The following is a 25,579-nucleotide window of genomic DNA, read 5'->3' as shown; positions in this document are numbered from 1 at the left end:
GGAGCTGCGACTTTATAGTTCTTTATAATTCGGCGAATTATAAAGAGGTATAAAGACCTACCTGCTCAAACTGAAGTGCCCCTCCGCCTGCTCCGCCTCGTGCTCCGGACCCAGGGGAATCCCGGTGCGATCGCGCAGGGCGGCCGCCGCCAGCAGCCCGACGAACGTGGCCACCAGCAGATAGGCGGTGACACCCACAGTGGACCCGGTGGCCTGCACCACGGCCGCGGCGATCGTCGGGGCGAAGGCCCCGCCGAGCACCGAACCCAGCGCGTAGGTGATCGAGGCGCCGGAGCCGCGGACCGAGGCCGGGAACAACTCCGCGTACATCGCCGCCTGCTGGCCGTAGGTCACCCCCAGCCCCACGCCGAGCAGCAGCATCGCCGGCCACAGCAGGCCGTTGCCCACCAGCGGGAACAGCGCGGCCGCGGCCACGGCCTGGATGAGAAAGCCCACCAGGTAGGTGCGGCGGCGCCCGATCCGGTCGGAGATGCCACCCGCCAACACCCCGGAGATGAGCCAGGTGACGGCTGCACCGGTGACGGCCCACAGGACGTCGCCACGCTCCATGCCCAGGTCATTGACGGCCCAGCTCTGCACGTAGCCACCGGCGATCATGTACCCCACCACGCCGTTGCCGGCGAAGACGAGCGCGCCCACGAACACCACCGGGAAGTAGTTGCGCAGCAGCTCCCCCAGCGGGTTGGCCTGCTTCTTCTTCTCCGCGATCTCGGCGAACACCGGGGACTCGTCCACTCCGGAGCGGATCCAGAACCCCAGGATCATCAGCACGATGGACAGCAGGAAGGGCACGCGCCAGCCCCACTCCAGGAAAGCGTCACCCGGGGCGATCATGCTCATGAGCGCGAGCATGCCGGAGGACATGAGCAACCCCGCCGGCGCCCCGGCCTGCGGCCCGGCCCCGAACAGACCCCGCTTCTCGACGGGCGCGTGTTCCACCGCCAGCAGCACCGCCGAGCCCCATTCGCCACCGGCCGAAATGCCCTGGATGATGCGGAAAAGCACGAGCAGCAGCGGGGCGACGATGCCGATCGTGTCATAGGTGGGCAGCAGGCCGATGAGGGTGGTCGCGCCGCCCATGGCCAGCAGCGTCACCATGAGCACCACGCGGCGGCCGACGATGTCGGAGAAGTGCCCCGCCAGCACCGCGCCGAAGGGGCGGAAGAGGAAGGACAGGCCGACGGAGAGGAAGCTGACGATGGTCGCCATTCCCGGGTCGAGGTCCCCGAACATCACCTGGTTGAAGACCAGTCCGGCCACAGCGGCATAAAGGAAGAAGTCATACCACTCGATGGCGGTGCCGATGGTGGTGGCGGCCACGACCCGGCGGTCGTCTCGTCTCTGCATGAGCAAGCACACTACCGTGGGAGAGATGAAAGAACTCGCCTCTGTGGACGATCTCTCCCCCGGGTCGACGAAGCTTGTCGACGACGGCCTCCTCCTCGTCCGCGACCTCAGCGGCGAGTTCCACCTCATCGCGGACCGCTGCCCCCACGTGGGCTGGTCACTGTCCGGCGGATCCCTTCACGACGATGCCGTCATCGAGTGCCCTCTGCACCATGGTCTGTGGTGTCTGCGGGACGGCGAGCCGGTCCGCTATCCGGCGCGGGTGCCGATGACCGTGTATCCCGTGACGGTCCGCGATGGTCGGGTGTACCGTCCTCCCGCCGCAGAGTAGCGATGTGCACCGTCACCCCCAGGGCGATGAGCGGCAGGATGAGCGCCGGAATTGTGTAGCCCGACCAGGCGAGGTACCCGGCCGACAGTGCGATGGAGATCCACAGGCCCACGATGGTGCGCGTCTTGTGGGCCCGCGTCATCGTGTGGTTGTGGTAGTTGCTGATGTAGGTCCCCAGCACCCGGTGATTCACCAGGTAGGTGTGCAGACGCTGTGAGCTGCGCGCGAAACAGAAGGCGCTGAGGAGCAGAAACGGGGTCGTCGGCAGCAGAGGCAGCGCGATGCCGAGGACACCGAGTACGAGACTGAGGCAACCGACCAGCAGAAGAAGCGGGCGCAGCATCGGGCTCATGTGGCCAGTCTACGGGGGCCTACTACACTGCTTAACCATGACGAACCCGAGCGATTCCACCCCCGCGTTCCGCTACACTCCGCAGCTGGCCAATGACATCGAGCGCAGCTGGCAGCAGTACTGGGTGGACAACGGCACCTTCAACGCCCCGAACCCGGTCGGCGACCTGGCCACCGATGAGGCGCTGCCGACCGACAAGCTCTTCGTCCAGGACATGTTCCCCTACCCCTCCGGTGCCGGCCTGCACGTCGGGCACCCGTTGGGGTACATCGCCACGGACGTCTACGCCCGTTTCCACCGCATGATGGGCAAGAACGTCCTGCACACGCTCGGTTACGACGCCTTCGGTCTGCCCGCCGAGCAGTACGCCATCCAGACCGGCACGCACCCGCGCACCACCACCATGGCCAACATCGAGAACATGCGCCGCCAGCTCGACGCCCTCGGCCTGGGCCATGACCGCCGCCGTTCCATCGCCACCACCGACCCGGAGTACTACCGATGGACGCAGTGGATCTTCCTCAAGATCTACAACTCCTGGTTCGACGAGGCCCAGCAGAAGGCGCGTCCCATCGAGGAGCTCTACCCGCTGCTCGAGTCCGGCGAGCTGCGCACCCGCGACGGACGGGAGTACGGGGAGCTCGGTGACGTCGATAAGCGTGCGGCCGTGGACGCCTTCCGCCTCGTGTACCGCTCGAACTCCATGGTCAACTGGTGCCCCGGCCTGGGCACCGTGCTGGCGAATGAGGAGGTCACCGCGGACGGCAAGTCCGAGCGCGGCAACTTCCCGGTCTTCCGCAAGAACCTCTCGCAGTGGATGATGCGCATCACCGCCTACTCCGACCGCCTCATCGACGACCTCGAGCTGCTCGACTGGCCGGAGAAGGTCAAGTCCATGCAGCGCAACTGGATCGGCCGCTCCCGCGGCGCGGAGGTGGACTTCGACGCCGACGGCCACACCATCCGCGTGTTCACCACCCGCCCCGACACCCTCTTCGGCGCCTCCTACATGGTGCTCGCGCCTGAGCACGAGCTTGTCGACGCCCTGACTGCGGACGTGTACGAGGACGGCGTCGATAAGCGCTGGACCTTCGGCGCTTCCTCGCCGCGCGAGGCCGTCGATGCTTATCGACGCGCCATCGCCGCCAAGTCCGACGTCGAGCGCCAGGAGAACAAGGACAAGACCGGCGTCTTCCTCGGCTCTTTCGCCACCAACCCGGTCAACGGCGCGCAGATCCCGGTGTTCATCGCCGACTACGTCCTCACCGGCTACGGCACCGGCGCCATCATGGCCGTCCCCGCCCACGATGACCGCGACTACGAGTTCGCCACCGTCTTCGGCCTGCCCATCCTCGAGGTCGTCGCCGGCGGCGACATCACCGAGGCCGCCTGGACCGGCGACGGCACCCTGGTCAACTCCGCCAACCAGGAGGGCCTGGACATCAACGGCCTGGGCAAGGCCGAGGCCATCGAGCGCACCATCGCGTGGCTGGTGGCCGAGGGGCGCGGCGTGGAGAAGATCCAGTACAAGCTCCGCGACTGGCTGTTCGCCCGCCAGCGCTACTGGGGCGAGCCCTTCCCCATCGTCTACTCCGCCGACGGCACCGCCCACGCGCTGCCCGAAGAAATGCTGCCCATCGAGCTGCCCGAGGTGGAGGACTACAAGCCCGTCTCCTTCGACGCCGACGACGCCGACTCCGAGCCGCAGCCGCCGCTGGCCAAGGCGAAGGAGTGGGTCGACGTCGAACTCGACCTCGGCGACGGTGTGCAGACCTACACCCGCGACACCAACGTCATGCCGCAGTGGGCCGGTTCCTCCTGGTACCAGCTGCGCTACATCGACCCGACCAACGACGACGCCCTCGTCGACATCGAGAACGAGCGTTACTGGACGGGCCCGCAGTTCGACGGCGACTGCGGCGGTGTCGACCTCTACGTCGGCGGCGTCGAGCACGCCGTGCTGCACCTGCTCTACTCCCGCTTCTGGCACAAGGTCCTCTTCGACCTCGGCTACGTCACCTCCGTCGAGCCCTACCGCCGCCTGTACAACCAGGGCTACATCCAGGCCTACGCCTACACCGACGCCCGCGGTGTCTACGTCCCGGCCGAGGAGGTCGTCGAGCGCGACGGAACGTTCTTCCACGGTGACGAGGAGGTCACCCAGGAGTACGGCAAGATGGGCAAGTCCCTGAAGAACGCCGTCGCCCCGGATGAGATCTGCGAGAACTACGGCGCCGACACCCTCCGCGTGTACGAGATGTCCATGGGCCCGCTCGACACCTCCCGCCCCTGGGCCACGAAGGATGTCGTCGGTGCGCAGCGTTTCCTCCAGCGCCTGTGGCGCCTGGTGGTCAACGAGGAGACCGGCGACGTGCTCACCGAGCCGCTGGAGCTCAGCGACGAGGACAACAAGCAGCTGCACCGCACCATCGCCGGCGTGCGCGACGACTACGACAACCTGCGCGTGAACACCGTCGTGGCCAAGCTCATCGAGTACGTCAACTACCTCACCAAGACCTACCCGGATGCCGTGCCCACCGCCGCCGTCGAGCCGCTGGTCATCATGGTCGCGCCCGTGGCCCCGCACATCGCGGAGGAGCTGTGGAAGCGCCTCGGCCACACCACGACCGTCGCGTTCCAGGCCTTCCCCACGTTCGATGAGAAGTGGCTGGTCGACGACGAGATCGAGCTGCCCGTCCAGATCAACGGCAAGGTCCGCGCACGCGTGAATGTCCCGGCCGACGCCTCCCAGGAGGACGTCATCGCCCGGGTCCTCGAGGAGCCGCGCGTGGCGGCGGCCGTGGAGGGCAAGAACCTGATCAAGCAGATCGTGGTGCCCGGCCGAATGGTCAACCTCGTGGTTAAGTAGGCGCATGCACCAGGCCGCACGCGCGGTGGCGGCGGCCACCGACACCGTCTTCGGACTCATGGGCAACGGCAATGCCGTTCTCATCCGGGAGCTTGCCGCACTCGGCATCGACCTCATCTCGGTGCGCCACGAGGCCGCCGCCGTCGCCGCGGCCGATGCCTTCCACCGCGCGACGGGTCGCCTCGCGGTGGCCACCACCACCTATGGTCCGGGTTTCACCAACGCACTGACCCCGCTTATCGACGCCGCCCTCTCCCGCACCCCGCTCCTCTACCTCGCCGGCAGCACCGCCGGGGTGGACCATGAGGCGCTGGTGGCCGCCTGCGGGGTGCGCGTGGAGCAGGATGTCTCGGTGGCCGCGGAGTATGCCCTGCGGGAGAGCGCGCCCGTGGTCGTTTTCCTGCCCTTCCACAAGCCCGCGCCGGCTGCCGACCAGGGGGATGTCACCCGTCGCCTCGAGGACGCAGAGCACCCCCTCATCCTCGCCGGACGGGGAGCCGTGGGGATGCGCTCCGAGGTGATCGCACTGGCGCAGGCCTTGCGCGCCGATGTGGCCACCACGGCGCCTGCCAAGGGCTTCTTCCACGGTGTCGAGGGCGTGCGTGACCTGGGGATCTGCGGCGGATTTGCGGCCCCGGCGGCGCGCCTGGAGATGCGCTCGGCGGACGTGGTGCTGGCGGTCGGGGCCTCCCTCAACCGCTTCACCCTCATGCACTCCTTCCGTGCCGACGCCCACGTCATCCAGCTCGATCCCCACGCGCCGACATCCCCGCGCGTGGACTCGGTGGTCGCGGAGCTGCCGAGGGTGGAGGGTGGTGTCGGCAAGCAGCGGTCCCCGGTGCGTATCACGCATCATCCCGGTGACGTCCTGTGTGCCGACGGACGCCTCGACCCGCGCAGCCTCTTCACCCGGCTGAACGAGGTTCTGCCTGCGGAGCGGATCGTCGTCACCGACGGCGGCCACTTCATCGCCTGGCCGTGCATGTACCTCGACGTTCCCGGCCCGGACCACCTGGTGCTGGTGGGAACGGGTTTCGAGTCCATCGGGCTCGGCTTCGGTTCTGCCGTCGGTGTCATCGAGGCCGCCGGGCAGCGGCTCACCGTGCTGGTCACCGGTGACGGCGGTGGGCTCATGGCCCTGGCCGACGCGGAGTCGGTGGTCCGTCGGACCCGGGACACCGGCGGGCGCTGCCTCATCGTGGTGGTCAACGACGCCGCCTACGGCGCGGAGATCCATCAGTACGCGTGGCAGGGCGTGCCGGAGGCGGCGATGCTGATACCGGAGGTGGACTTCACGGCCGTGCTCGGTGCCCTCGGTGCGCAGGGTTGTGTGGTGCGCACGTTGGAGGATCTGGCGGTGGCCGAGTCGTGGCTGGCGTCCGGGGAGCCGGGCACGTGGGTGCTCGACTGTCGGGTCTCGCGATCGGTGGTGGCTCCTTTCCTGGCCCGTGAATAGTGCGCAGCTGCGCACTCTTCAGCCGGTCTGACCAGCGATGATGTCGTCAAAGGAGTCCGTGTTCTCCCGGTGCTCCGGTAGCTGGTCGTCGTCGTGGACATCGCGGACGGGCTGCCGGTTGCTGGCGGAGGTGAAGGACTCGCCGCCGGGGAAACGGAAGCGGAGGAGCGTGGCATCGCGCGGGTCGGGGGCGATGGTCAGTTCCCCGTTGCCGACCATGGTGTGGTGCAGTGAACACAGCGGAATGAGGTTGTCCAGGTCGGTGGCTCCTCCGGATGCCCAGTCGAGGATGTGGTGGAACTCCAGCCAGCGGGTGTGATCACACCCCGGTGCGGCACAACGGTGGTCCCAGCGGGTGAGCAGCACCTTCTCCTGCGCGCGACCGACGAGGCGGGAGGTGCGGCCCAGGTTGAGGATCCGCCCGCCGGCACCCCGGATCTGGACCGCCAGGAAGCCGTTGATGATGCTGCGCAGCAGCTCCTTGCCCTCGGCGCCGGGTTGGCCGGGAAGGCGGGCGTTGTCGTCGGTGTCGATGATGATGTTGACCTGGGCGCCGGGGGCGGTGGTCTGTGCCTCCGGGTTGGTGCGTGCCAGGCGCAGGAGGCTGAGAAAGGAGCCGATCATGCTGGTGGCCAGGGGGGTGCCGAAACGGGTGGTGGAGGAGTCGGTCCCCTGGGAGAGTTCCGCAGCCTTGAGGGTGGCGAGAAACTCGGCGCCGTTCTCCGGGTCGAAGGTGCCCCAGAAGCGCACTCCCCCGGTCTCCTGGTCCACGGTCACCGACATCGAGTTCCTGGCCCTGCGCTTCTTTCCGTCGGTGCGCGGGCGTCCGGCGAGCAACGTCTCCAGCTCGCTCAGCGTGTGGTCGAGAGCGAGGCGGACGAGCTCCGTCTCGTTGTCCGCGGTCAGATACGGCAGGAGCAGGCGCACCTGGGAATAGTTGAGGTCGCCGGTGGAGAAACGGTCGGTGAGCTGCAGGAAGTTGCGCAGACGACGGGCGACGTTGAGGTATTCGTAGGCGGTGCGACGGGAAATGTCCTGGGTGCGGGTCACCCACGCGATGGTGCCCGCCTTGCCCCCCAGTCCGCGCTCGTCGAACTCGGCGAGGTGGATGAGGAAGGATGCCTTGTGGATGGACAGGGAGCGGTGGGCGGAGGTGATGGTCCGGGACAGTTGGCGGTCGGTGAGTGTTGCGATGGCGGTGAGCATGTGGTCCCCCAGGTGTTCGAATTAACGTTCGATCATGCTCACCATAGCAACGACCCCGGACATGGCTATTCTGTCAGATGAAATGCCAGGTCAGGTCCCCTAAAGTGTGCGCAGCCGCGCACTCGGTCACAGCCCCTTGAGCACGTCGTTGAACGCCTCGGTGCTCGACGGGTGCGTCCAGATTCCATCGCGAAGATCCTCCGCTGTGAGACCGGCGCGCATCGCCAGGGCCACCATGTTGATCAGCTCCTGGGAATCAGTGCACCACAGCTGGGCGCCGAGGATCTCGTGGGTGGAGGCGTCGAGAAGGAAGGTGATGCGGCCGTCGGTGATGCCGAGGGTCTTCGGCCGCGGCATGGCGGCGATGTCGGCGACCTTCTTCGACAGGACGCGAACCTCGTGGCCGGCCTCCTCGGCCTCCTGTCGCGTCATGCCCACCGTGGACAACGGAGGGGTGAGGAAGGTGGTGGTGGGTACGGCCACGCGCTGGTCGGTGCCGTGCGGAGCCTCACCGCCGTCGAGCTGCGGGGCGATGATGCGGTGATCGTCGTAGGAGATGTACGTGAACTGCGGGCCACCGTTAACATCACCGGCCGCCCACACGCCCTCGACGGAGGTGCGCAGGTACTCATCCACTGAGACCGCTCCGCGGTCGGTGACCTCGATTCCCGCCTCCTCGAGGCCGAGGCCCTCGGTGGCGGGCTGGCGGCCGGTGGCGAACAGGACGGCGTCGATAAGCAACTCCGTGCCGCCCTGCAGCGTGGCGCGCACTCCCCCGTCCTGCTTCTCGACGCGCACCAGCTCCCCCTCGACCACCTCGACGCCACGCGCGGTGAGGGATTCCTCCACCTCGTCGCCGATTCCTTCGTCGAGGTGGCCGAACAGGCCGGAACGGTTGTTGAGTAGCTGGACCCGCGAGCCGAAGCCGGCGAACATCGATGCGAACTCCAGGCCGATCGGGCCCGCCCCGACGATGAGCAGGCGCTGCGGTAGCGGATCGACGTGCTGGATGCTCGTCGAGTCGTGGAAGACGGCGGAGTTGGTGGTGTGGGTGTCGTAGGCGGCCAGGGGTGGGATGTCGGCGGGGTCGAGGCCCTCGATATCCGGGATGCGGGCGACGGCACCGGTGTTGATGACGATACGCGGTGCGGTGACCTGCACCGATTCCTCGCCGGCGCTGACGGTCACGGTGTGCGGACCGCTGAAGCGGGCGCGACCGTCAATGATGACTGCGTCATCGAGCATGGCACGGTTGGCCTCGTTGAGCTTGTCGATGAGCGAGTCGCGGTGCTCGCGGGCCTCCGGGAAGGGCGTGCCGTCATCGGCGGAGTGGATGAGCGTCTTGGTGGGGACGCAGGCGATGTTGATGCAGGTGCCGCCGTAGAGGGAGCGGAACTGCTCGACGAGGGCGACTTTTCCGGGGTAACCGGCAGCGAGGGTCTTGCCGGCTTTGCCCCAGCCGATGACGAGGAGATCGACGGTGAGCGTGTGGTCGGACATCAGATCGGTCATGGCACCACGCTACCCACCTCACACCCCTGGGGGCATGAGGGCTAACGGTTGAGGTACCAGATGGTGCCCGTGAGCACCGTCGCGAACGCAGTCCACGCGGCATACGGCGCCAGCCACGCACCGCGTCGGGGATTCACGGCCAGGCAACGGCGGGTGAGATCCGCCGAGGAGGCGGCCAGTGCCGCGGCCTCGATGGTCGCCAGGCCCGGGCGCTGACCGCGGAAGAACAGCAACGACCACCCGGCGTTGAGGGCGACGTTGGCGGCCAGGGCCTTCTTCAGATCCTCGTACTCGGCATGGTCCCCCTGCTCGTGGAGCTCGGCGAGGCTCTGCCCCACTACAGCGGCCATGTCGGCGTAGAGGGCCGTCCAGGCGACGGGGAACACCCAACCCGGAGGTTGGAAGGCGGGCTTGCGCAGCGTGCGGTACCACCAGGACGTCGTGTCTGTGGCGGCGGAACCGAGCACCGCGTTGCCGATGACGCCCACCGTGGTGGCGCCGATGATGCGGGTGCGGTTTTGTGTCGTCATGGTCCCGAGCCTATCGACTCTCAGGCGGTCTCCACCACGGTCCGACCGCGTCGCTTCCCATTCATGAGATCCTCACCGGCGGCGACCACCTCAGCCAAGGGCACCGTGGAGGTCAGGGATTCGAGGACGCCGAGGTCGAGGGTGGTGTCGAGAAGCTCCCAGGCACGTTCGCGCACGGCGCGGGGGGCGTCCACGGAATTGATGCCCACCAGAGTCACGCCGCGCAGGATGAAGGGCAGGACGGTGGCCGGGAAATCCGGGCCCTGTGCCAGACCGCACGCGGTGACCGTTCCACCCCACACGGTCTGTGCACACGCGTTGACCAGTGTGTGCGAACCGACGCAGTCCACCACTCCTGCCCAGCGGGCCTTCTGCAGTGGGCGGCCCTTCTGGTCGTCGCGGTCGATGAGCTCGGTGGCTCCCAGATCGCGCAGCCACTCACTGTGCTCGGGGCGGCCGGTGGAGGCCACGACGTCATAACCGAGCCGCGCGAGCAGGTGCACGGCGATGGAGCCGACACCACCGGTGGCGCCGGTGACCAGCACCTCTCCCCCGTCGACCCCCTGTTCGCGGAGTGCGACCACCGACATGGCGGCGGTGAACCCGGCGGTGCCGACGGCGGCGGCGTGCCAGGCGTCGAAACGCTCCGGGACCGCAATCACCGCCTCGGCCGGGACGCGTTGCTGCGTGGTGTATCCGCCGTGACGAAACTCCCCCAGCCCCGCGCCGTTGACGGTCACCAGTCGCCCGTCGTCGGTCGTGCCGACGACGTCGATGCCCGGAACCAGCGGATCCACCCGCATGACGCCCTTGTCTCCACGCAGCGCCATCGCGTCCTTGTAGTTGAGGGAGGAATGGGAGACATCGACGAGGATGTCGCCGTCGCCGTAGAACAGCTCCTCGCGGAGGTCGGTGGTGACGCCGTCGTCGGTACGCGTGACTAGCAGTGACTGGTTCATGGCACCACGCTAGCTATGTTGGGGGTCATGCGCAGACTCACGTGGCTGGCTTTGGCGGCCTACTCGGCGGTCATGATCGCCCTGACCATGCTCAAGGCCTTCTACCAGATCGGTTACCTGTGGGACCCGGCCGTCCACCGGCAGCGTGACCTGCGACTGGTCCCCTTCGAGGACCTCGTCGGCGCGGTCAGCTGGTTCGCCCCCGTCTTCGGTTATCTGGGCAACATCGCCTTCTTCGTGCCCTTCGGGGTGCTGGTGTACATCCTGCTTCTCGACGTCCGCCGCACCGTCCTCGTCGGCTTCCTCACCTCCCTTGCCATCGAGATTGCCCAGTACGTCTTCGCGCTCGGCTACTCCGACGTGGATGACCTGCTGATGAACACCCTCGGCGCGTTCCTGGGGGCGATGGTGGCGAGGGCGTTCGGCCCGAGCTGGCACAAGGTGTGGATCGGCCTGGCGCTGGCGCTCGGGGTGGTGTTCGCGGTGCTCGTCGGACTGGGGGAACGATTGGGTGACCCCGACAAGGTGGTCGACGTTTACTAGGTAGGCTCGGGGCCACCGTCCACTGTGAGGAGAACCACAATGTCCATCGTCGACGACAAGGCCCGCCAGCTTCTTGAGAAGGCATGCGCCGCCGACAACGGCCGCGCCGCGAAAATGCTGGTCAACGACGGCCCCCTGCGACAGACCGTCATCGCTCTCAAGGAGGGCACCGAGCTGCAGGAGCACAACTCCCCTCCCGCCGCCTCCATCTTCCTGTTCACCGGCCAGGTGAAGGTCGCCGGCCAGGAGGAGACCACCATCGGCGCCGGGCAGCTGGTCACCCTCACCCACCAGCGGCACTCGGTGTTGGCGCTGGAGGACTCCGTCTTCCTCCTCACCACCGTCACCAGCGTCGAGGGTCGGGAGTCACACCGCGGTCAATCGTGACCTGCGACGACTACCCCCCGCAGAGCGGGACCTGCGCGACGAGGCCGTCCGGGGCGCCGTCGGTACGCAGGGTCTGCTCGTCGTAGCAGGGCTGGATCATGCCGGACTGAGTCTCGCCGTGGGGCTGGTAGGCGACCCAGTTGCCGTGCGTCGCCTGGAAGACCATGCGCCAGTCGGTCCGGTTCTGGCCGGCGAACGCCCAGGTGCCGTCGCAGAAGAGGACGGCAGGGTCGTCGAACTCCCCGGCCGCGAAGGCCCCCGGCTCGCAGTCCGCGGTACTCGGCTCCGGTTCCGCGACGGCGGTCGAGGTTTCGACAGTCGTTTCCACGGAGGTCTCCACCACGGTCTCCACGGAGGTCTCCCCGGGGGGTGCGGGAGTGGGGTCGGTGTCGGTGCCGCGGGCGGCCAACAGGGTGGTGGCGGCGAGGAGAACAGCGCCGCGGCACAGGACCAGGTTCATAGGCATGGACTCTACTCGCTGGTGGCTCAGATCACACGCCTATCGCGGGCTGCGGTGATCGCCGCCGTGCGGGTGCCCACGCCGAGTTTCTGGAAGATGTGCACCAGGTGGGTCTTCACCGTGGCCTCGGAGATGAAGAGCATCTTCGCCAGTTCCCGGTTGCTGGCCCCGGTCTCCAGGGCCTGGAGAATCTCGATCTCGCGGGCGGACAGTGCCTCTTTCGGGCGGCTCATCCGCTCGGCGAGCGTCCCGGCGACCTCCGGGGCGAGGGTGCGGCGGCCGGCGGCGGTGGCCACGATGGCGTCGTGAAGCACCTGTTCAGGGGCATCCTTGAGGAGATAGCCGAGGGCGCCGGCCTCGACGGCGGCCACAATGTCGGCCTGCGTGTCGTAGGTGGTGAGGATGAGCACCGGTGGGCCGCCCGAGGCGCGGAGGCGGCGGGTGGCGGTGATGCCGTCCACGCCGGGCATCTGGATGTCGCACACGACGACATCGACGCTCTCGCGGGTGGCCGTCAGGGCATCGGATCCGTCGGCGCCCTCCGCCACGACCGTGATGTCCGGGAAGCTGTCGAGGATGGTGCGCAGGCCGGCGCGGACGACGGGGTGGTCGTCGATGAGCATGACACGGATCATGGCGACTCCTTCGCCGAGGTCAGGGGGATGTGCACGGTGGCGGTGGTGCCACCGTCGGATTCGATGAGCAGCTCGCCGCCGACTGATTCGACCCGGGCCGCCAGGCCGCGCAGTCCGTAGCCGCGGGTGCCGGGGAAGCCGCGGCCGTCGTCAAGCACGTCCAGGGTGACCTCCTGATCCCACACGCCGTAGGTGACCACGGTGCGCTGCGCGGAGGCATGCTTGACGACGTTCGCCAGCAACTCCCCCGCCGCCCGCAGAACCACGCGCGCCACCGGTTCCGGCAGCTCACGGTCGGTGTCACCGGTGAGGTGCAGGTCCAGACGGAGTGGCTCGCCGAGCGCCTCCTGGCGGGCGCGGGCGCGGTCGATGAGGTGGCGCAGCGCCACCGGCACGGTTTCCCCTGGCGCGGCGAGGTCGTGGACGAAGCGACGGGCCTCGGCGAGACTGTCGGCGGCCTGGTCCTCAATGGTGCGCATCTGGCGCAGGGCTGCGGCGGCGTCGCCACGCTCGAGGCTGCCGCGCACCGCACGCGACACCAGGACGATGGAACTCAGACCCTGGGCGACGGTGTCATGGATCTCCCGCGAGAGGCGTTCGCGCTCCTCGAGGCGGCCGGCCTGGTGCTCGGAGGCGGCGAGTTCCTCCTGGGTGGTGCGCAGATCATCGGCCACCGCGCGGTGGTGGGCGGCCTCGTGGTGCAGGGCCACATACGTCCAGTAGATGGCCACCGCCAGCACCGTGCCGATGAACGGCCCCACAGCGGAAGCGGTCGTCCACTCCCCCGGGTGCAGCAGCGCCGGCACGAACGCCGCGATCGCCCACAACACCACCGCAGCCAGCACCCCCAGCGTGCGCGGGAGCAGGTGCAGGAACAGCAGGACCAGCGGAAACAACAGCCACACGAACGTGATGGACACAGCCACCAGCGCATGCCACAGCAGCGTCACCACCGCCAGCCACCACCCCACCACGGCCCGCGGCGGGGTGCCCACGCTGTGCTCCCACACCGTCCCCAGTACGTAGACCAACGCCAGCCCCACGGTCAGGGGCAGCGCCGGGGTGGAGATCGCGGCCGTCGGATCCGCCAGAAGAAACAGCACCAGGCCCAGCACCAGCAGGAAAGCGAAGAGCAGGTGCAGGCCGATACGCAGGGTCCGAAGCAGGGCTGTCACACCACCGACGGTAGCTGTCGCCCGGTGGAGGGGGCATCAACCGACCGGTTGAGTGGCTTTTCGGGCAGGCGGCCGATGGAATCCGCGCCGGGCGCCACGAGCATGGAAACCATGTTCCTCGGTATCCGCGACATCATCCACGCCCGCGGCAGATTCACGCTCATCGGATCGGTCGTCGGCCTCATCACGCTGCTGCTCGTCATGCTCACCGGGCTGACCGGCGGGCTCGGCGCGCAGAACACCTCGGCGCTTCGCGCCCTCGAACCTGATCGGGTGGTCTTCTCCTCCCCCGCGCCGTCGTTCACGGATTCGCAGGTCACGGCCGCCGATGTGGTCACCTGGGAGCGCGTCGACGGGGTCGAGGAGGTCCGCCCGCTGGGCACCGTGCAGACGCGCCTCGAGGCGGGCAGCACCCAGGCAGTCGCCGTCCTCGGGCTGCCCGGGATCGGCCCGGGGGCGGTGCTCTCGCACTCGCTTATCGACACCCCACCTGCCACCGTCGAGCTCGGCGGCGTCACCGTTCCCGTCGCCGGGACCGCCCCGGACGAGTACTACTCCCACTCCCCTGTCGTGTGGGTCGATACCGCCACCTGGCAGGACATCGCGCGCACCGAGTCGGTGGGCACCGTCCTGCTTATCGACGGCCACGTGGACGCCGAGGCGACCGACATGACCGTGACCACCCTCCGCGGTTCCTTTGCGGGGCTGGCCTCCTACCAGTCCGAACAGGGCTCGCTGCGGACCATGCAGGGATTCCTGTATGCCATATCCGCACTGGTCATCGTCTCGTTCCTCACCATCTGGACCATCCAACGCACCCGCGACCTGTCCATTCTGCGGGCCCTCGGTGCCAGTCCCGGGTACCTGGTGCGTGACGCCCTGGGGCAGGCGGCGCTCATTCTCGCCGCCGGTGCGGTGACCGGCGCGCTGGCGGGCTGGGGCCTGGGCACGCTCGCCGGGAAGGCGGTCCCGTTCGAACTGACTCCCCTCACCATCGCCGGCCCGGCCCTGGGCATCTGGGTCCTCGGACTTGCCGGCGCGTTTCTGGCCACCCGTCGGGTGACCAGGGTTGACCCACTCATCGCACTCGGAGGACAGGGATAATGACACTTCATCTCGACCACATCACCCTCACCTACCCCGACGGCCTCACCGAGGTCACCGCCGTCGACGACGTCTCCCTCACCATCCGGCCCGGTGAACTCACCGCGCTGGTCGGCGAATCGGGCTCCGGCAAGTCCTCACTCCTGGCGGTGGCCGCCGGACTGCAGGAACCGACCTCCGGTCGGGTGCTTGTCGACGGCTCCCGCGGCCTCATCTTCCAGCAGGCGAACCTGCTCGGTGCCCTGAACGCACGCGAACAGCTACTGATCACCGACCACATCCGTGGGCAAAAACCTCGGCGTCAGCGAGCCGATGAGCTGCTGGAACGGGTCGGTCTCGGCGGGTACGGGCACCGCCGCATGGGCCAGCTCTCCGGTGGCCAGCGCCAACGCGTCAACATCGCCCGGGCTCTCATGGGATCGCCCACCGTGCTGCTGGCCGATGAGCCGACCTCCGCCCTGGATTCCCGTTTGGCCCGCGAGGTGGTGGAGTTGCTCGCGGAGATCACCCGCGAGACGCAGGCCGCGACCCTCATGGTCACCCATGACCGCACCCTCCTCGACTCCTGTGACCGGATCCTCGAGATGCGCGACGGCCGCGTGCGGGAGGTGCACGCGGTGTCATAATGGCGGGCATGGACCAGCTCGCCGAACTTCGCGCCCGACGCATCATCGCCCAGGGGCTGCACGCCCCCGGGCGCAGCGCTGTCGAGGTCGCCAGGTGGATGCTCGGGGTGCAGGGACAGAAGTACGCAGATGGTGTCCGGGCGCTGGCGTTGCGTGGCCCGCGGGATGAGGCGGAGGTGCTGGCGAGTATCGAGAAGCAGGAGATCGTGCGGGGGTGGCCCATGCGGGGCACCCTCCATTTCCTCCCTGCGGAAGACGCGCGGTGGATGATGCGGCTGTGCGGACCACGGGTGGCGCGAGCACAGATGCAGCGCCGCCCTGGCCTGGGGATTACCGAGGCGCAGGTCGAGGCAGCGCGCGAGGCGCTGCATTCCACCTTGCGGGAAGGGCCACTCACCCGCCCCCAGGTCTACGAGGTCTTCGCGGCCGCCGGTGTGGATCCCACCGAGCAGCGCGGGCCGCACCTGGTGCGCGCCTTCGGGGGAGAGGGCGATGTGGTCCAGGGGCCGCGGCAGGGAGCGGTGGAGACCTTCCTGCACGTCGATGACCTGCCCGTGGCACAGCGTGAGGTGGAGGGGGACGAGGCCCTGGCCGAGCTGGGGACCCGCTACGCGCACTCGCACGGCCCGGTGTCGGTGAAGGATCTCGTGTGGTGGGCAGGCATCACCGTGGCGCAGGCGAAGAAGGCGTTCTCCCTGGCCAGGGACGTGGTGGAGTTCGGGGAGGGCTACTGGATGGGGGAGTGGCAGGGGGGCGTCGATAAGCACGACCTGGAGGAGGCGCTAGCGGCGACCTATGAGCTGCCCGCCTTCGACGAGATTCTGCTCGGTTACGGCGAGAAGTCCTACATCCTGCCGGATGAGCTGCGCCCGGAGGTGTTGACGAAGAACGGGCTGAGCTGGCCTTTCACCGTGAGTGGGGGAGTGATCACGGGGCGGGCGACGTGAGTTACACGTGGATGCGGCAGTACAGCCCCGAACACATTGCGGTGCTGGTGACGGGTGTGGTGGCGTGCGGGATCCTCGTGGTCGCGGCGCGCCGGATGCGGGGAGCATCGTGGCTGACCATGGCGCGGCAGGTCGCGGGCTGGGTGCTCATGGTGCTCGCGGGGGCGTGGCTGGTGTTCACGCTGTGGCCGGGCAACCTGCACGTGACCGAGGCGCTGCCGTTCCACCTGTGTGACTGGCTGCGCTACATCCTGGCGTACGGCCTGATCACGGGCGATGTGAAAGCCCTGGCGCTGACCTATTATTGGGGGATTCTGCTGAATCCGCAGGCGATCGTCACCCCGTACCTGCCGTACGTGCACAACCCGGCCTGGGTGCAGTTCGCGGGCTACTGGTTCTTCCACATGGTCGCGCTCATCGTGCCGATCGTCATGGTGGCCGGCTTCGGCTGGCGGCCGACGTGGAGAGACTTCCGTTTCGTCGCGGCGGTCTCGCCGGGGTGGATGGGCGCGGCCTTTCTGGCCAACCGGATCACCGGCGGCAACTACGGATTCTTCGCCCACAAACCCCCGACGGCCTCCATCATTGACATTTTCCATCGTGTGGGGTGGAAACGACATTACTGGATTCTCGAGGTCATCCTCATCGCCATCGTGTGGACGGGGGTGATGACGTGGCCCCTTACAGTCCGGAGCACTGGGCCGCGCTGATGGTCATCGCGGTGGCCACACCGCTGCTGGTGCGTGCCGTCCGCGGCCGCGACGTCGAACGCTGGCTCGCCGTGGCCGGGTGGACCATGCTCGCCGTCAGCATCTGGTGGGCCGGCTGGGATATGCGCCCGGCCGTCTTCGACCTGCAGCGCTCCCTGCCGCTGCACCTGTCGGACCTGGCCCGCCTGACCACTGCACTGGCCCTGATCACACGGGACTGGAGGTGGGTCGCCCCGACGTATTACTGGGGCCTGACGCTCAACGTGCAGTCGCTGCTCACCCCGGATCTGAGCTACCACGTCGCTCCGCGGCTGGAGTACCTCATGTACTGGCTGCTGCACGCCGCGGTCCTCATCGCGCCGATCGTGCTGGTGTGGGGGAAGGGCATGCGGCCCACCTGGTCGTGGTTCCAGGTGGCGTGGGTCTTCTCACTGGCGTGGATGGCGGTGACCATGCTCGTCAACCTGCTCACCGGCTCCAACTACGGCTACCTCAACGCGCACCCGCCGGGGCGCTCGCTTCTCGACGCCATGGGACCCTGGCCCACCTACCTCGGCGTCGGCTGCGGCGTGTTGGCCGTGGCTTGGGCGGGGATGACGTGGCCGTGGGTGCGCAGACGCCGGGGACGGTTGAATCTCACAACAATCGCCGATTGAGCGATTTCCTGTCAGATTAGGAAAGAGCTAATCCGACAATCGTCAGGTCGCGATGGGAAGAGCGCGTTGCTGGACACTCTTGTGAGATTGTAGGGATCCTAATCTCACAGAAGTGTCCATCGTTTCCGTGTGGATGTTAGATTAAGGATATTGAAATCTAACAACTGAGGGGTGATGGCCGTGGCGGCGGTGATGTCCAGACGTCAGCAGCTGGAGAACGCGGTGTGGAAGATTCTCGACAATTCTGCAGATGGGCGGGTCCTTGATGTAAAGGAGATTGAGGGCATCGATTTCAAGGAAGAGGCCGGACGGCGCAACGGCGCGGAGATCGAGCCCGGATCACCGCAGAATCAGCTGGCGGCGGTGCAGATGGCGGACGAAGTGGCATGCTTCGCCAACACCCCGAACGGCGGCGCCCTCATCCTGGGCGTAGAGGATGGCAGTGGTCAGATCATTGGAACAGAGTTGGACCGGGATTGGCTTCGTCAGCGGGTATACCAACTGGTCAGTGTGGCACCTGACATTGTCGAAAAGGAAGTGGAGGGGCAGAGACTCCTCATCCTCTTTATTGCGGAATCCCGGGAACCGGTTCCCAATACAGGTAATGCACTGCGCTGGAGAATCGGTGATAGTTGTGAGGCAGTTGATCGAGCGGAGTGGTGGGAACGTCGTGATTCTTCTCGCGTGACCGACGACTTTGCCCAGCCGTCGGCGTACACTGTTGCGGATGTCGCTTCCGGCGCTCTGCACCTGGCTCGGGAATGGACGGACGCAGACCCACTCTCCACCGATGAAGAGGTCTTGCGTACGCTCGGGGTACTGAGATCAGACGGCCGCCTGTCCGAGGCAGGCGCATTGTTGTTTGTCCCGCAAGGGCGAAACTACTTGGAGTTCACAACTCTCGACGTTCCCGGCGGAGCCGTCACCAACCGAATTGAAGCATCTCCATCGACGCCGCTTCTTGAACAGCTCGACCGGATCACCACTGCACTCGAAGCAGTGAACACACTGATCACTCAGGAGCGGGGGCTGATTCACCGGACATTCAAGAGAGTTCCATCGGCGGCTGTCCGTGAGTCAATCCTCAACGGAATCATCCATCGAGACTGGAATCGATCGGAACCTACCGACTTGCGGTGGATCGAGGCGGACAGCACATTCATCGTCCGTAGCCCGGGCGGGTTTTTCGGGAGTGTCAATGAGGGCAACGTCCTCAGCAATCGTGAAGCTCGGTACCCGGCTGTCGCAGACGTGTTCAGATCATTGAAGCAGGTGGATAAGCAGGGAGTCGGGGTTGACCGCATGTACCAGTCGATGATCGTTCTGGGGCACCGTCCTCCGACGATCCATGAGATCGAAGGCCGATTTGTGGAGTGCACATTGACGGGAGGACAACCTGTGCTCCCTGTCGTTGAACTGGTAGATCGACTGGTTCCCGTGGACCGACAACGAGATTATCGGGTGGCAATCATCGTCTATCTACTCCTGCACGAGCCGTTCATCACGGTCGATCGGGTAGCGAGAATGCTGCAGTCGACGGAAGAGGCGGGCGCCCGCGCCATCGAGACGGCTCGGCAGACCAGTGTGGATGGAGAACCACTCGTCGACGCATATAAGGGCACCTGGGTCTTCGGCACGAAAGCTCGGGCGCGCGCTGTCACCACACATGACCCAGGGTCAGCATTCCCCCTCATGTCCTACACAACTACAGAACCGGAGGCGCTCGGTACAGTAGTCACTGCTTGGCTGAATTGTCATAATTCCGTCACGACCGGGGATCTTATGACTTTGACCGGAATCTCGCGAGGGACGGTGAAGAAGTACCTGGATGACCTGCTCGAAGATGGGGAACTGGAACTGAAAGGTGCGGGTCGGTCGACGAGGTATGAGCGTCCGGTATCTTGAGGTCTTTCGGAGTGGGAGGGGGTCAATCTCACAGCAATCGCCGATTCAGCTTCTCTCTAACAGATTAGGGGAGGGCTAATCCGACAATCGTCACCCTCTCGGGTGGCGCGGCCTTGGCGCCTATCGACGCCCCGTCAACCGCGCCGTCGCCTGCGGGATCGCCTCCGCTATCCGCGAGGCTGAGGTCGGGGCGGGGCCGTCGGGGGTCTGCGCGGACAGCCAGGCCGCGACGGCATGGATGGCCACCGCCTCGGGGACTGCTGCCATGCCGAAGCGGGCGATCCACGCCCCCAGCATTCCGGCGAGCACGTCCCCGGAGCCGGGCGTCGCTGCCCAGGAGGAGCCGGCGTCGACGGTGGTGAGCCTTGCGTCGATACACAGGATCGTGCGTCGGCCCTTGAGCAGGACCCCGCAACCCAGGTCCTCAGCCAGGGCACGCACGGCCGCGAGTGGGTCGGCGACGGGAATGTCACCCACCGCGTCGGCAATGCGCCGGAACTCCCCGGCGTGCGGGGTGAGCAGGGTGTCGCCCTGCCGCGAACGCAGGGCATCCCGCAACTCAGGTGACTGGGCGAGGAGGGTGAGGGCGTCGGCGTCGATAAGCAGGGGTTCGGGGCGTTTCAGTAATTCGGCGAGCTCCGCCTCGTCGGCTCCGCGACCGGGCCCGACGACCCACGCCTGCACGCGGCCGGTGTCGGCGAGGGCACCGGAAATGACCACCTCCGGCACCGCGCGGACGACGTCACGGCCGAGCGGGCCGACGTAGCGGACCATGGAGCTGGTGGCGCGGACCGCGCCGATGGTGCTGAGGTAGCCCGCGCCGGGGTAGGTCTCCGAACCCGCGCACACGCCGACGACGCCGCCGGAGTACTTGTCGTCCTCCGCGGCGGGCTCCAGGGGAGCCAGCGTGGTGATGGTGTCCAGTGTCAGCAGGGGAGAGGGCCACTCGCGCTCGGGGGCCAGGGCCCGGAAGGCGAGGACGGGGGAGGAGCGCCTCTGGAGGACCACGCTGGCCAGGGCGGCGGCCAGGGAATCCACGCCGTTGGCGATGTCGGCCACCAGCACCTCACCGCACGCGTTGCTCACCGCGTGGGCCAGACGTAGCCCGCCGAAGGTGACGGTGACGTCGGCGGTGACGTGGTGTTCGGCGGCGGCGCCGGTGTCGGCATTGACCCCGGAGGGCACATCGACGGCCAGGATCGGGGTGTCCTGCTCGCGCGCGTGGCGCAACCAGGCGCCGACCTCGGGGGACAGGCCCCCGTTCCCGCCGATGCCCAGGATGCCGTCGATGATGATGCTCGCCATGGGGATGGGTGTCAGTTCATCGAGTACGACGCCCTCGGCCTCCTCGAAAGCGGCGAGGGCGCGTTCGTGCACGCGGCCGTCGCGGCCGAGCAGGATCGCGTGGACGTCGTGGCCGGAAGCGGCCAGCTCGGCTCCGGCGTAGAGGGCGTCACCACCGTTGCCTCCCGCGCCGACCAGGAGACAGATACGGGCGCCATTCTCGTCGTCGAGAAGCGTGTCGGCGGCGACGGCCACGGCGTGGGCGGCCTGGCGCATGAGGTGGTCGGGTTCGGGTTGGGCGTCGAGAAGCACCTGTTCACAGGCGCGGATGGTGGCCACGGGATGGGCGAAGCTGCGCATCAACATGCCCCCGAGGCTAGTCACCCCTGGCAGACGGGGCACCAGAAAAGATTGCGGCCCTCCATGACGCGGTGGCTGATCGGCGCGCCGCACACGTAACACGGCAGGCCGACGCGCCGGTAGACGTAGACCTCGCCGCCGTGGTCATCCGCGCGCGGTTCACGGGCCATCGCCTCCGGGGTGTGCTCCGGGCGGACGGTGTCGATGCGCCCCGATTCCACCCCTTCGGCCATGAGCCCGACGAGGTCGGCCCAGATGCTGTCGAACTCATTGCGTTGCAGCTGCGTTCCCGGCAGAAAAGGGGAGATGCCCAGGCGGAAGAGGGTCTCCGCACGGTAAATGTTGCCCACCCCGGCAAAGAGCTTCTGGTCCATGAGCTGGGAGCCGATGCTGCGCCGCGAACGGTGCACGCGCGGCCACAGGGCCTCCGGGTCGGCGTCCTCCCGGATCGGGTCCTCGCCGGACTTCGCCCGGATCGCCGCGTACTCCTCGTCGGTGATCAGCCGGCACCACTGCGGACCACGCAGGTGGGCGGCGCGGGTGCCGTCGCTGATGCGCAGGCGGATCTGCCCGACCTGCTCGTCGGCGGGTTCGAACTTCAGCTGCCCGATGAGCCCCAGGTGGATGTAGACGATGTGCTCGGGGTGCGGGGAGTCGAAGTCGACGAACAGATGCTTGCCGACGGCCTCCGCGCGGGCGATCCGGGCGCCGTCGAGAAGCGCGGCCTCCGTGGAAAAGCGACCCTGCGGCGAACTGACCTCCAGCGGGCCGGCGGTGAAGCCGGCGTTGAGCTCGCGGGCGAGGCGGTGGATGACGTGACCTTCGGGCATACGCACCAGTGTAGTTGCACGACGTCAGCCCAGGTCACAGGGGATAAAGAGTGCACAGCTGCGCACAACAGCGAGCAACATAACACTGAACCTCCCACATAACATCCCACAGTGTTATGTTGAGTGTTATGTTGAGTGGGAAGTTGGAGGAGACCATCGACCAGCTGCGGTTGATCGGCACCGATAAGCAGCGCGTCGAGGTCAAGAGCGGTGTGGGGAAGAGCATCCTCAAGACACTGAGTGCCTTCTCCAACTCCGGGGGTGGCGTGATCATCATCGGATTGTCCGAATCTGACGGATTTGCCCCCGCCCCCGACTTCGATGTGAAGAAAGCGCAGGACGCTCTCATCTCGCGGTGCAGCGACCTCAATCCCGTCGTGCGTCCAGACGTCGAGGTGGCTCATGTTGATGGCGCCCCCGTCCTTTTCGTGAACGTCCCGGAGATGCCCGCCTACGACAAGCCCTGTTACATCGCCGAGCAGGGCCGTTACCGAGGGAGCTACCGACGCACCGGAGACGGTGACCTTCGCCTGGAGCAGTACGAGGTGGACAGGCTGGTGGAGGAGCACGCGCAGCCGCGCTGGGATGAGGAGCCCGTTGATGAGACGACTGTCGATGATCTTGATCCCGATATTCTGCAGCCGTATCTACACGGACAGCGCGCACTGCGTCCGAAGTCCTTCGCCCACGGTGAGGCGCAGGCGCTGAAGCACCTGCGGGTGACCAGGGAAGATCGCGTTACCCTGGCTGCGCTGTTGGCCATGGGTGTCTATCCCCAGGAGTTCTTCCCTCGCCTCACTGTCACGTTCGCGCTGTTTCCCGGCACCACAAAGGGTGACGTCACCACCGGAATCAGGCTGCTGGACAGCGCCACCCTCGGGGGGCCGATCCCCGAGCTGGTGGATTCGGTCGTCGACATGGTGAACAAGAACATGCGGACCGGCGGATTGATCGGCGACACCTTCCGAACCGAGCTGCCGGACTATCCCCTGGTGGCTGTACGCGAAGCGGTGGTCAACGCCCTCATGCACCGGGACTATTCTCCCAGTGCCAGAGGCACGCAGGTACAGGTGAACATGTTCATTGACCGTCTGGAGATCACCAACCCCGGCGGGTTATTCGGAGCGGTGACGGTGCAGTCATTGGGGGATGCCGGTGTGAGCTCCACCCGAAACCAACGTCTGGCCACGTTCCTGGAAACCGCCGCCTTCCCCAGTGGCGGCACAGTGGCGGAGAACAGGGGCACCGGCATTGCGGTCATTCAGTCATCCCTGGCGGAGGCGCTCATGCCAGAAGCGGAGGTGCAGAATTCACTCACCCACTTCACCATCATCTTCCGCCGTAGAAAGGTGGCTCCCGCGGAGCGGTACGGGACTGCTCGCGAGCAGGTCAGAGAAATCCTCTGGAATCGGGAGAGTGCCAGCACCACTGAGATCGTGGTGGATACGAAGCTGAGCAGGACTGCTGTACAGAAGGCCATCAACGAGCTCATCGACGCCGGGGAGGTCGAGCCCACCGAGCCCCCGCGTAGCCCCAAGCAGCGCTATCGGCGGACATAACACTGAACCTCCCACATAACATCCCACAGTGTTATGTTGAGTGGGAAGTTAGGTGGGAGGTTCGGGGGCGTCGATTAGCGGTAGAGTCAGTGCAGTCAGATTCACGAGCCACGCAGGGGACGACACGCATGCCGCACAAGATCGGATTCGATCGCGAACGCTACATCGAGATGCAGTCGGAGCACATCAACGCCCGGCGCGCGGAGATCGGCGGCAAGCTCTATCTGGAGATGGGCGGCAAGCTCTTCGACGATCTCCACGCCTCCCGCGTGCTGCCCGGCTTCACGCCGGACAACAAGATCGCCATGCTCGAGCGCATCAAGGACGACCTGGAGATCGTCGTCTGCCTCAACGCCAAGGACCTTGAGCGCCAGAAGGTGCGCGCGGACCTGGGGATTCCCTATGAGGAAGACGCCCTGCGGCTCATCGACATCTTCCGCGAGCGTGGATTCCTCGTGGAGAACATCGTGATGACCCAGCTCACCGACGACAACCCCCTCGCCCACGCCTTCATGGACCGCCTCCAGCGCCTGGGGCTGAAGGTGCACCGCCACCGGGTCATCCCCGGGTATCCCACGGACACGCGCCGCATCGTCTCCGAGGAGGGATTCGGCGTCAACGACTACGTGGACACCACCCGGGACGTCATCGTCGTCACCGCGCCGGGCCCGGGATCCGGCAAGCTGGCCACCTGCCTGTCGCAGGTCTACCACGAGTACCAGCGCGGGGTGAAGGCCGGTTACGCCAAGTTCGAGACCTTCCCCATCTGGAACCTGCCGCTTGAACACCCGGTCAACCTCGCCTACGAGGCCGCCACCGCCGACCTCGACGACATCAACGTCATCGACCCCTTCCACCTCGCCGCCTACGGCGAGCAGGTGACCAGCTACAACCGCGACGTCGAGGTGTTCCCGCTGCTGCGCACCCTCCTGGAGACCCTGGCGGGCGAGAGCCCGTATCAGTCGCCCACCGACATGGGTGTCAACATGGCCGGCCACTGCATCTCCGACGACGACGTGTGCCGAGAGGCCTCGCGCCAGGAGATCGTGCGCCGCTACTACAAGGCGCTTGTCGACGAACGCCGCGACGAGCTCGACGACGTCATCTCCTCCCGCATCGGCATGGTCATGTCCAAGGCGCGGACCACCACCGAGGACCGCCGCGTCGTCGCCCCCGCCCTGGAGGTGGCGGCGCAGACCGGTGAGCCGGGCTCCGCCATCGAGCTGGCCGACGGCACGATCATCACCGGCAAGACCACCGAGCTCCTCGGCTGCTCCGCCGGCATGCTGCTCAACGCACTCAAGCACCTGGCCGGCATCGATCGCGAACAACACCTGCTCTCCCCGGAGTCCATCGAGCCGATCCAGACGCTCAAGACCCAGCACCTCGGCTCCCGCAACCCGCGTCTGCACACCGACGAGGTCCTCATCGCGCTCTCCGTGTCCGCGGCCAGCAGCGACGAGGCGCGCCGGGCCCTGGCCGAGCTGAAGAACCTCCACGGCTGCGAGGCCCACACCACCACCATCCTCGGATCGGTGGACGAGGGCATCTTCCGCAACCTCGGTGTACAGGTCACCTCCGAGCCGGAGTATTGGCGGAAGTCGCTGTACCGGAAGCGCTAGCTTCCATGAAACATAGATGGAAGCTCTGATGGACTGCAGATCATCAGAGCTTCCATCTATGTTGAGCGCATGAGACGCTGAGAAGAGAAGGGGCGGGGGCCTGGACTAAACTTAACCCCCGTGGCCATCAGCAAAATCCTCCTGTACTACCGCTTCACCCCGATCAAGGATCCGAAGGCGGTGATGCTCTGGC

General features: G+C 66.9%; 23 protein-coding genes and 1 pseudogene. 13 read left to right on the top strand and 11 right to left on the bottom strand.

Translation table 11 applies throughout. The annotated features are described in order from the left end of the window. Positions 1 to 57: 57 nt before the first annotated feature. Positions 58 to 1,368 carry an MFS transporter gene (locus Q4F73_RS04990; RefSeq protein WP_303358254.1) on the bottom strand — a complete coding sequence of 437 codons (1,311 nt, stop codon included), beginning with the start codon at positions 1,366 to 1,368 and terminating at the stop codon, positions 58 to 60. Between Q4F73_RS04990 and Q4F73_RS04985 the strand changes: the two genes are divergently transcribed. Then, positions 1,367 to 1,699: a Rieske 2Fe-2S domain-containing protein gene (locus tag Q4F73_RS04985; protein WP_303358253.1), complete on the top strand. Its 333-nt coding sequence runs from the start codon at positions 1,367 to 1,369 to the stop codon at positions 1,697 to 1,699. The genes Q4F73_RS04990 and Q4F73_RS04985 overlap by 2 nt on opposite strands. A 52-nt stretch (positions 1,700 to 1,751) precedes the next feature. On the opposite strand, the pseudogene Q4F73_RS04980 reads toward Q4F73_RS04985, so the two are convergent. Then, positions 1,752 to 2,042: pseudogene (locus tag Q4F73_RS04980) on the bottom strand (DUF454 family protein); the annotation flags it as partial. A 46-nt stretch (positions 2,043 to 2,088) separates the two neighbouring features. On the opposite strand from Q4F73_RS04980, the gene leuS reads away from it, so the two are divergent. Then, positions 2,089 to 4,920 carry a leucine--tRNA ligase gene (gene leuS, locus Q4F73_RS04975; protein WP_303358252.1) on the top strand — a complete coding sequence of 944 codons (2,832 nt, stop codon included), beginning with the start codon at positions 2,089 to 2,091 and terminating at the stop codon, positions 4,918 to 4,920. A 4-nt stretch (positions 4,921 to 4,924) separates the two neighbouring features. Continuing rightward, positions 4,925 to 6,376: a thiamine pyrophosphate-binding protein gene (locus tag Q4F73_RS04970; protein WP_303358251.1), complete on the top strand. Its 1,452-nt coding sequence runs from the start codon at positions 4,925 to 4,927 to the stop codon at positions 6,374 to 6,376. Positions 6,377 to 6,394: 18 nt separating this feature from the next. On the opposite strand, the gene Q4F73_RS04965 is transcribed toward Q4F73_RS04970, so the two are convergent. The 4 genes from Q4F73_RS04965 to Q4F73_RS04950 form a co-directional block, all read right to left on the bottom strand. Further along, complete coding sequence (locus Q4F73_RS04965) at positions 6,395 to 7,582, bottom strand: HNH endonuclease signature motif containing protein (RefSeq protein ID WP_303358250.1); 1,188 nt, start codon at positions 7,580 to 7,582, stop codon at positions 6,395 to 6,397. Positions 7,583 to 7,708: 126 nt separating this feature from the next. Next, positions 7,709 to 9,094: an NAD(P)/FAD-dependent oxidoreductase gene (locus Q4F73_RS04960; protein ID WP_303358249.1), complete on the bottom strand. Its 1,386-nt coding sequence runs from the start codon at positions 9,092 to 9,094 to the stop codon at positions 7,709 to 7,711. A gap of 41 nt (positions 9,095 to 9,135) precedes the next feature. Next, positions 9,136 to 9,624 carry a TspO/MBR family protein gene (locus Q4F73_RS04955; RefSeq protein WP_303358248.1) on the bottom strand — a complete coding sequence of 163 codons (489 nt, stop codon included), beginning with the start codon at positions 9,622 to 9,624 and terminating at the stop codon, positions 9,136 to 9,138. Positions 9,625 to 9,644: 20 nt separating this feature from the next. Further along, on the bottom strand, positions 9,645 to 10,583 hold the full coding sequence (locus Q4F73_RS04950) for an MDR family oxidoreductase (protein ID WP_303358247.1): 939 nt from the start codon (positions 10,581 to 10,583) through the stop codon (positions 9,645 to 9,647). A gap of 27 nt (positions 10,584 to 10,610) precedes the next feature. On the opposite strand from Q4F73_RS04950, the gene Q4F73_RS04945 reads away from it, so the two are divergent. Further along, a complete protein-coding gene (locus Q4F73_RS04945; protein WP_303358246.1) occupies positions 10,611 to 11,126 on the top strand; it encodes a VanZ family protein in 516 nt (171 codons plus the stop codon). A gap of 39 nt (positions 11,127 to 11,165) precedes the next feature. After that, on the top strand, positions 11,166 to 11,513 hold the full coding sequence (locus tag Q4F73_RS04940) for a cupin (RefSeq protein ID WP_303358245.1): 348 nt from the start codon (positions 11,166 to 11,168) through the stop codon (positions 11,511 to 11,513). Between the two features lie 10 nt (positions 11,514 to 11,523). On the opposite strand, the gene Q4F73_RS04935 is transcribed toward Q4F73_RS04940, so the two are convergent. The 3 genes from Q4F73_RS04935 to Q4F73_RS04925 are packed head-to-tail and all read right to left on the bottom strand — an operon-like array spanning position 11,524 to position 13,783. Continuing rightward, positions 11,524 to 11,973 carry a hypothetical protein gene (locus tag Q4F73_RS04935; RefSeq protein WP_303358244.1) on the bottom strand — a complete coding sequence of 150 codons (450 nt, stop codon included), beginning with the start codon at positions 11,971 to 11,973 and terminating at the stop codon, positions 11,524 to 11,526. Positions 11,974 to 11,999: 26 nt separating this feature from the next. Next, a complete protein-coding gene (locus Q4F73_RS04930) occupies positions 12,000 to 12,608 on the bottom strand; it encodes a response regulator transcription factor (RefSeq protein ID WP_303358243.1) in 609 nt (202 codons plus the stop codon). Further along, positions 12,605 to 13,783 (bottom strand): histidine kinase, encoded by a 1,179-nt coding sequence (locus Q4F73_RS04925; RefSeq protein ID WP_303358242.1) that lies wholly within the window; start codon positions 13,781 to 13,783, stop codon positions 12,605 to 12,607. The genes Q4F73_RS04930 and Q4F73_RS04925 overlap by 4 nt, the downstream gene beginning before the upstream one ends. 111 nt (positions 13,784 to 13,894) lie before the next feature. Between Q4F73_RS04925 and Q4F73_RS04920 the strand changes: the two genes are divergently transcribed. The 6 genes from Q4F73_RS04920 (at position 13,895) to Q4F73_RS04895 (ending at position 19,731) form a co-directional block, all read left to right on the top strand. Continuing rightward, positions 13,895 to 14,887 (top strand): ABC transporter permease, encoded by a 993-nt coding sequence (locus Q4F73_RS04920; RefSeq protein WP_303358241.1) that lies wholly within the window; start codon positions 13,895 to 13,897, stop codon positions 14,885 to 14,887. Further along, complete coding sequence (locus Q4F73_RS04915) at positions 14,887 to 15,513, top strand: ABC transporter ATP-binding protein (protein ID WP_303358240.1); 627 nt, start codon at positions 14,887 to 14,889, stop codon at positions 15,511 to 15,513. The genes Q4F73_RS04920 and Q4F73_RS04915 overlap by 1 nt, the downstream gene beginning before the upstream one ends. A gap of 8 nt (positions 15,514 to 15,521) precedes the next feature. Then, on the top strand, positions 15,522 to 16,460 hold the full coding sequence (locus tag Q4F73_RS04910; protein ID WP_303358239.1) for a winged helix DNA-binding domain-containing protein: 939 nt from the start codon (positions 15,522 to 15,524) through the stop codon (positions 16,458 to 16,460). Continuing rightward, the gene (locus Q4F73_RS04905; protein ID WP_303358238.1) at positions 16,457 to 17,170 is read left to right on the top strand and encodes a TIGR02206 family membrane protein; all 714 of its coding nucleotides are present in this window, start codon (positions 16,457 to 16,459) and stop codon (positions 17,168 to 17,170) included. The genes Q4F73_RS04910 and Q4F73_RS04905 overlap by 4 nt, the downstream gene beginning before the upstream one ends. After that, the gene (locus Q4F73_RS04900; protein WP_303358237.1) at positions 17,134 to 17,826 is read left to right on the top strand and encodes a TIGR02206 family membrane protein; all 693 of its coding nucleotides are present in this window, start codon (positions 17,134 to 17,136) and stop codon (positions 17,824 to 17,826) included. The genes Q4F73_RS04905 and Q4F73_RS04900 overlap by 37 nt, the downstream gene beginning before the upstream one ends. Positions 17,827 to 18,000: 174 nt before the next feature. Further along, positions 18,001 to 19,731, top strand: coding sequence for a DUF5635 domain-containing protein (locus Q4F73_RS04895; protein WP_303358236.1), 1,731 nt, complete (start codon positions 18,001 to 18,003; stop codon positions 19,729 to 19,731). 120 nt (positions 19,732 to 19,851) lie between these two features. Here the strand turns inward: Q4F73_RS04895 and Q4F73_RS04890 are convergent, their stop codons facing one another. After that, a complete protein-coding gene (locus Q4F73_RS04890) occupies positions 19,852 to 21,381 on the bottom strand; it encodes a bifunctional ADP-dependent NAD(P)H-hydrate dehydratase/NAD(P)H-hydrate epimerase (RefSeq protein WP_303358235.1) in 1,530 nt (509 codons plus the stop codon). Between the two features lie 14 nt (positions 21,382 to 21,395). Next, positions 21,396 to 22,205, bottom strand: a complete 810-nt coding sequence (locus Q4F73_RS04885; protein ID WP_303358234.1) for an Fpg/Nei family DNA glycosylase — start codon at positions 22,203 to 22,205, stop codon at positions 21,396 to 21,398. A gap of 128 nt (positions 22,206 to 22,333) precedes the next feature. Here Q4F73_RS04885 and Q4F73_RS04880 point away from each other — a divergent pair, with 128 nt between their 5' ends. Further along, on the top strand, positions 22,334 to 23,764 hold the full coding sequence (locus Q4F73_RS04880; protein ID WP_303358233.1) for an ATP-binding protein: 1,431 nt from the start codon (positions 22,334 to 22,336) through the stop codon (positions 23,762 to 23,764). 128 nt (positions 23,765 to 23,892) lie between these two features. Further along, positions 23,893 to 25,386: a DUF1846 domain-containing protein gene (locus Q4F73_RS04875; RefSeq protein WP_303358232.1), complete on the top strand. Its 1,494-nt coding sequence runs from the start codon at positions 23,893 to 23,895 to the stop codon at positions 25,384 to 25,386. The last annotated feature ends 193 nt before the right edge of the window (positions 25,387 to 25,579 follow it).

It is taken from the genome of Corynebacterium sp., assembly GCF_030535495.1.
GTDB lineage: Bacteria > Actinomycetota > Actinomycetes > Mycobacteriales > Mycobacteriaceae > Corynebacterium.
Note: the sequence above shows the minus strand (reverse complement) of the source record. Positions and strands in the feature narration are given on the sequence as shown.

Bases quoted from the DNA above. Each gene is read 5' to 3' on its own strand.
- Q4F73_RS04880 (WP_303358233.1), top strand. From the start codon at position 22,334: ATGTTGAGTGGGAAGTTGGAGGAGACCATCGACCAGCTGCGGTTGATC.
- Q4F73_RS04950 (WP_303358247.1), bottom strand. From the start codon at position 10,583: ATGAACCAGTCACTGCTAGTCACGCGTACCGACGACGGCGTCACCACC.
- Q4F73_RS04990 (WP_303358254.1), bottom strand. From the start codon at position 1,368: ATGCAGAGACGAGACGACCGCCGGGTCGTGGCCGCCACCACCATCGGC.
- leuS (WP_303358252.1), top strand. From the start codon at position 2,089: ATGACGAACCCGAGCGATTCCACCCCCGCGTTCCGCTACACTCCGCAG.
- Q4F73_RS04885 (WP_303358234.1), bottom strand. From the start codon at position 22,205: ATGCCCGAAGGTCACGTCATCCACCGCCTCGCCCGCGAGCTCAACGCC.
- Q4F73_RS04920 (WP_303358241.1), top strand. From the start codon at position 13,895: ATGTTCCTCGGTATCCGCGACATCATCCACGCCCGCGGCAGATTCACG.
- Q4F73_RS04930 (WP_303358243.1), bottom strand. From the start codon at position 12,608: ATGATCCGTGTCATGCTCATCGACGACCACCCCGTCGTCCGCGCCGGC.
- Q4F73_RS04895 (WP_303358236.1), top strand. From the start codon at position 18,001: ATGGCCGTGGCGGCGGTGATGTCCAGACGTCAGCAGCTGGAGAACGCG.
- Q4F73_RS04915 (WP_303358240.1), top strand. From the start codon at position 14,887: ATGACACTTCATCTCGACCACATCACCCTCACCTACCCCGACGGCCTC.
- Q4F73_RS04965 (WP_303358250.1), bottom strand. From the start codon at position 7,582: ATGCTCACCGCCATCGCAACACTCACCGACCGCCAACTGTCCCGGACC.
- Q4F73_RS04955 (WP_303358248.1), bottom strand. From the start codon at position 9,624: ATGACGACACAAAACCGCACCCGCATCATCGGCGCCACCACGGTGGGC.
- Q4F73_RS04935 (WP_303358244.1), bottom strand. From the start codon at position 11,973: ATGAACCTGGTCCTGTGCCGCGGCGCTGTTCTCCTCGCCGCCACCACC.
- Q4F73_RS04890 (WP_303358235.1), bottom strand. From the start codon at position 21,381: ATGTTGATGCGCAGCTTCGCCCATCCCGTGGCCACCATCCGCGCCTGT.
- Q4F73_RS04940 (WP_303358245.1), top strand. From the start codon at position 11,166: ATGTCCATCGTCGACGACAAGGCCCGCCAGCTTCTTGAGAAGGCATGC.
- Q4F73_RS04960 (WP_303358249.1), bottom strand. From the start codon at position 9,094: ATGACCGATCTGATGTCCGACCACACGCTCACCGTCGATCTCCTCGTC.
- Q4F73_RS04875 (WP_303358232.1), top strand. From the start codon at position 23,893: ATGCCGCACAAGATCGGATTCGATCGCGAACGCTACATCGAGATGCAG.
- Q4F73_RS04985 (WP_303358253.1), top strand. From the start codon at position 1,367: ATGAGCAAGCACACTACCGTGGGAGAGATGAAAGAACTCGCCTCTGTG.
- Q4F73_RS04910 (WP_303358239.1), top strand. From the start codon at position 15,522: ATGGACCAGCTCGCCGAACTTCGCGCCCGACGCATCATCGCCCAGGGG.
- Q4F73_RS04970 (WP_303358251.1), top strand. From the start codon at position 4,925: ATGCACCAGGCCGCACGCGCGGTGGCGGCGGCCACCGACACCGTCTTC.
- Q4F73_RS04945 (WP_303358246.1), top strand. From the start codon at position 10,611: ATGCGCAGACTCACGTGGCTGGCTTTGGCGGCCTACTCGGCGGTCATG.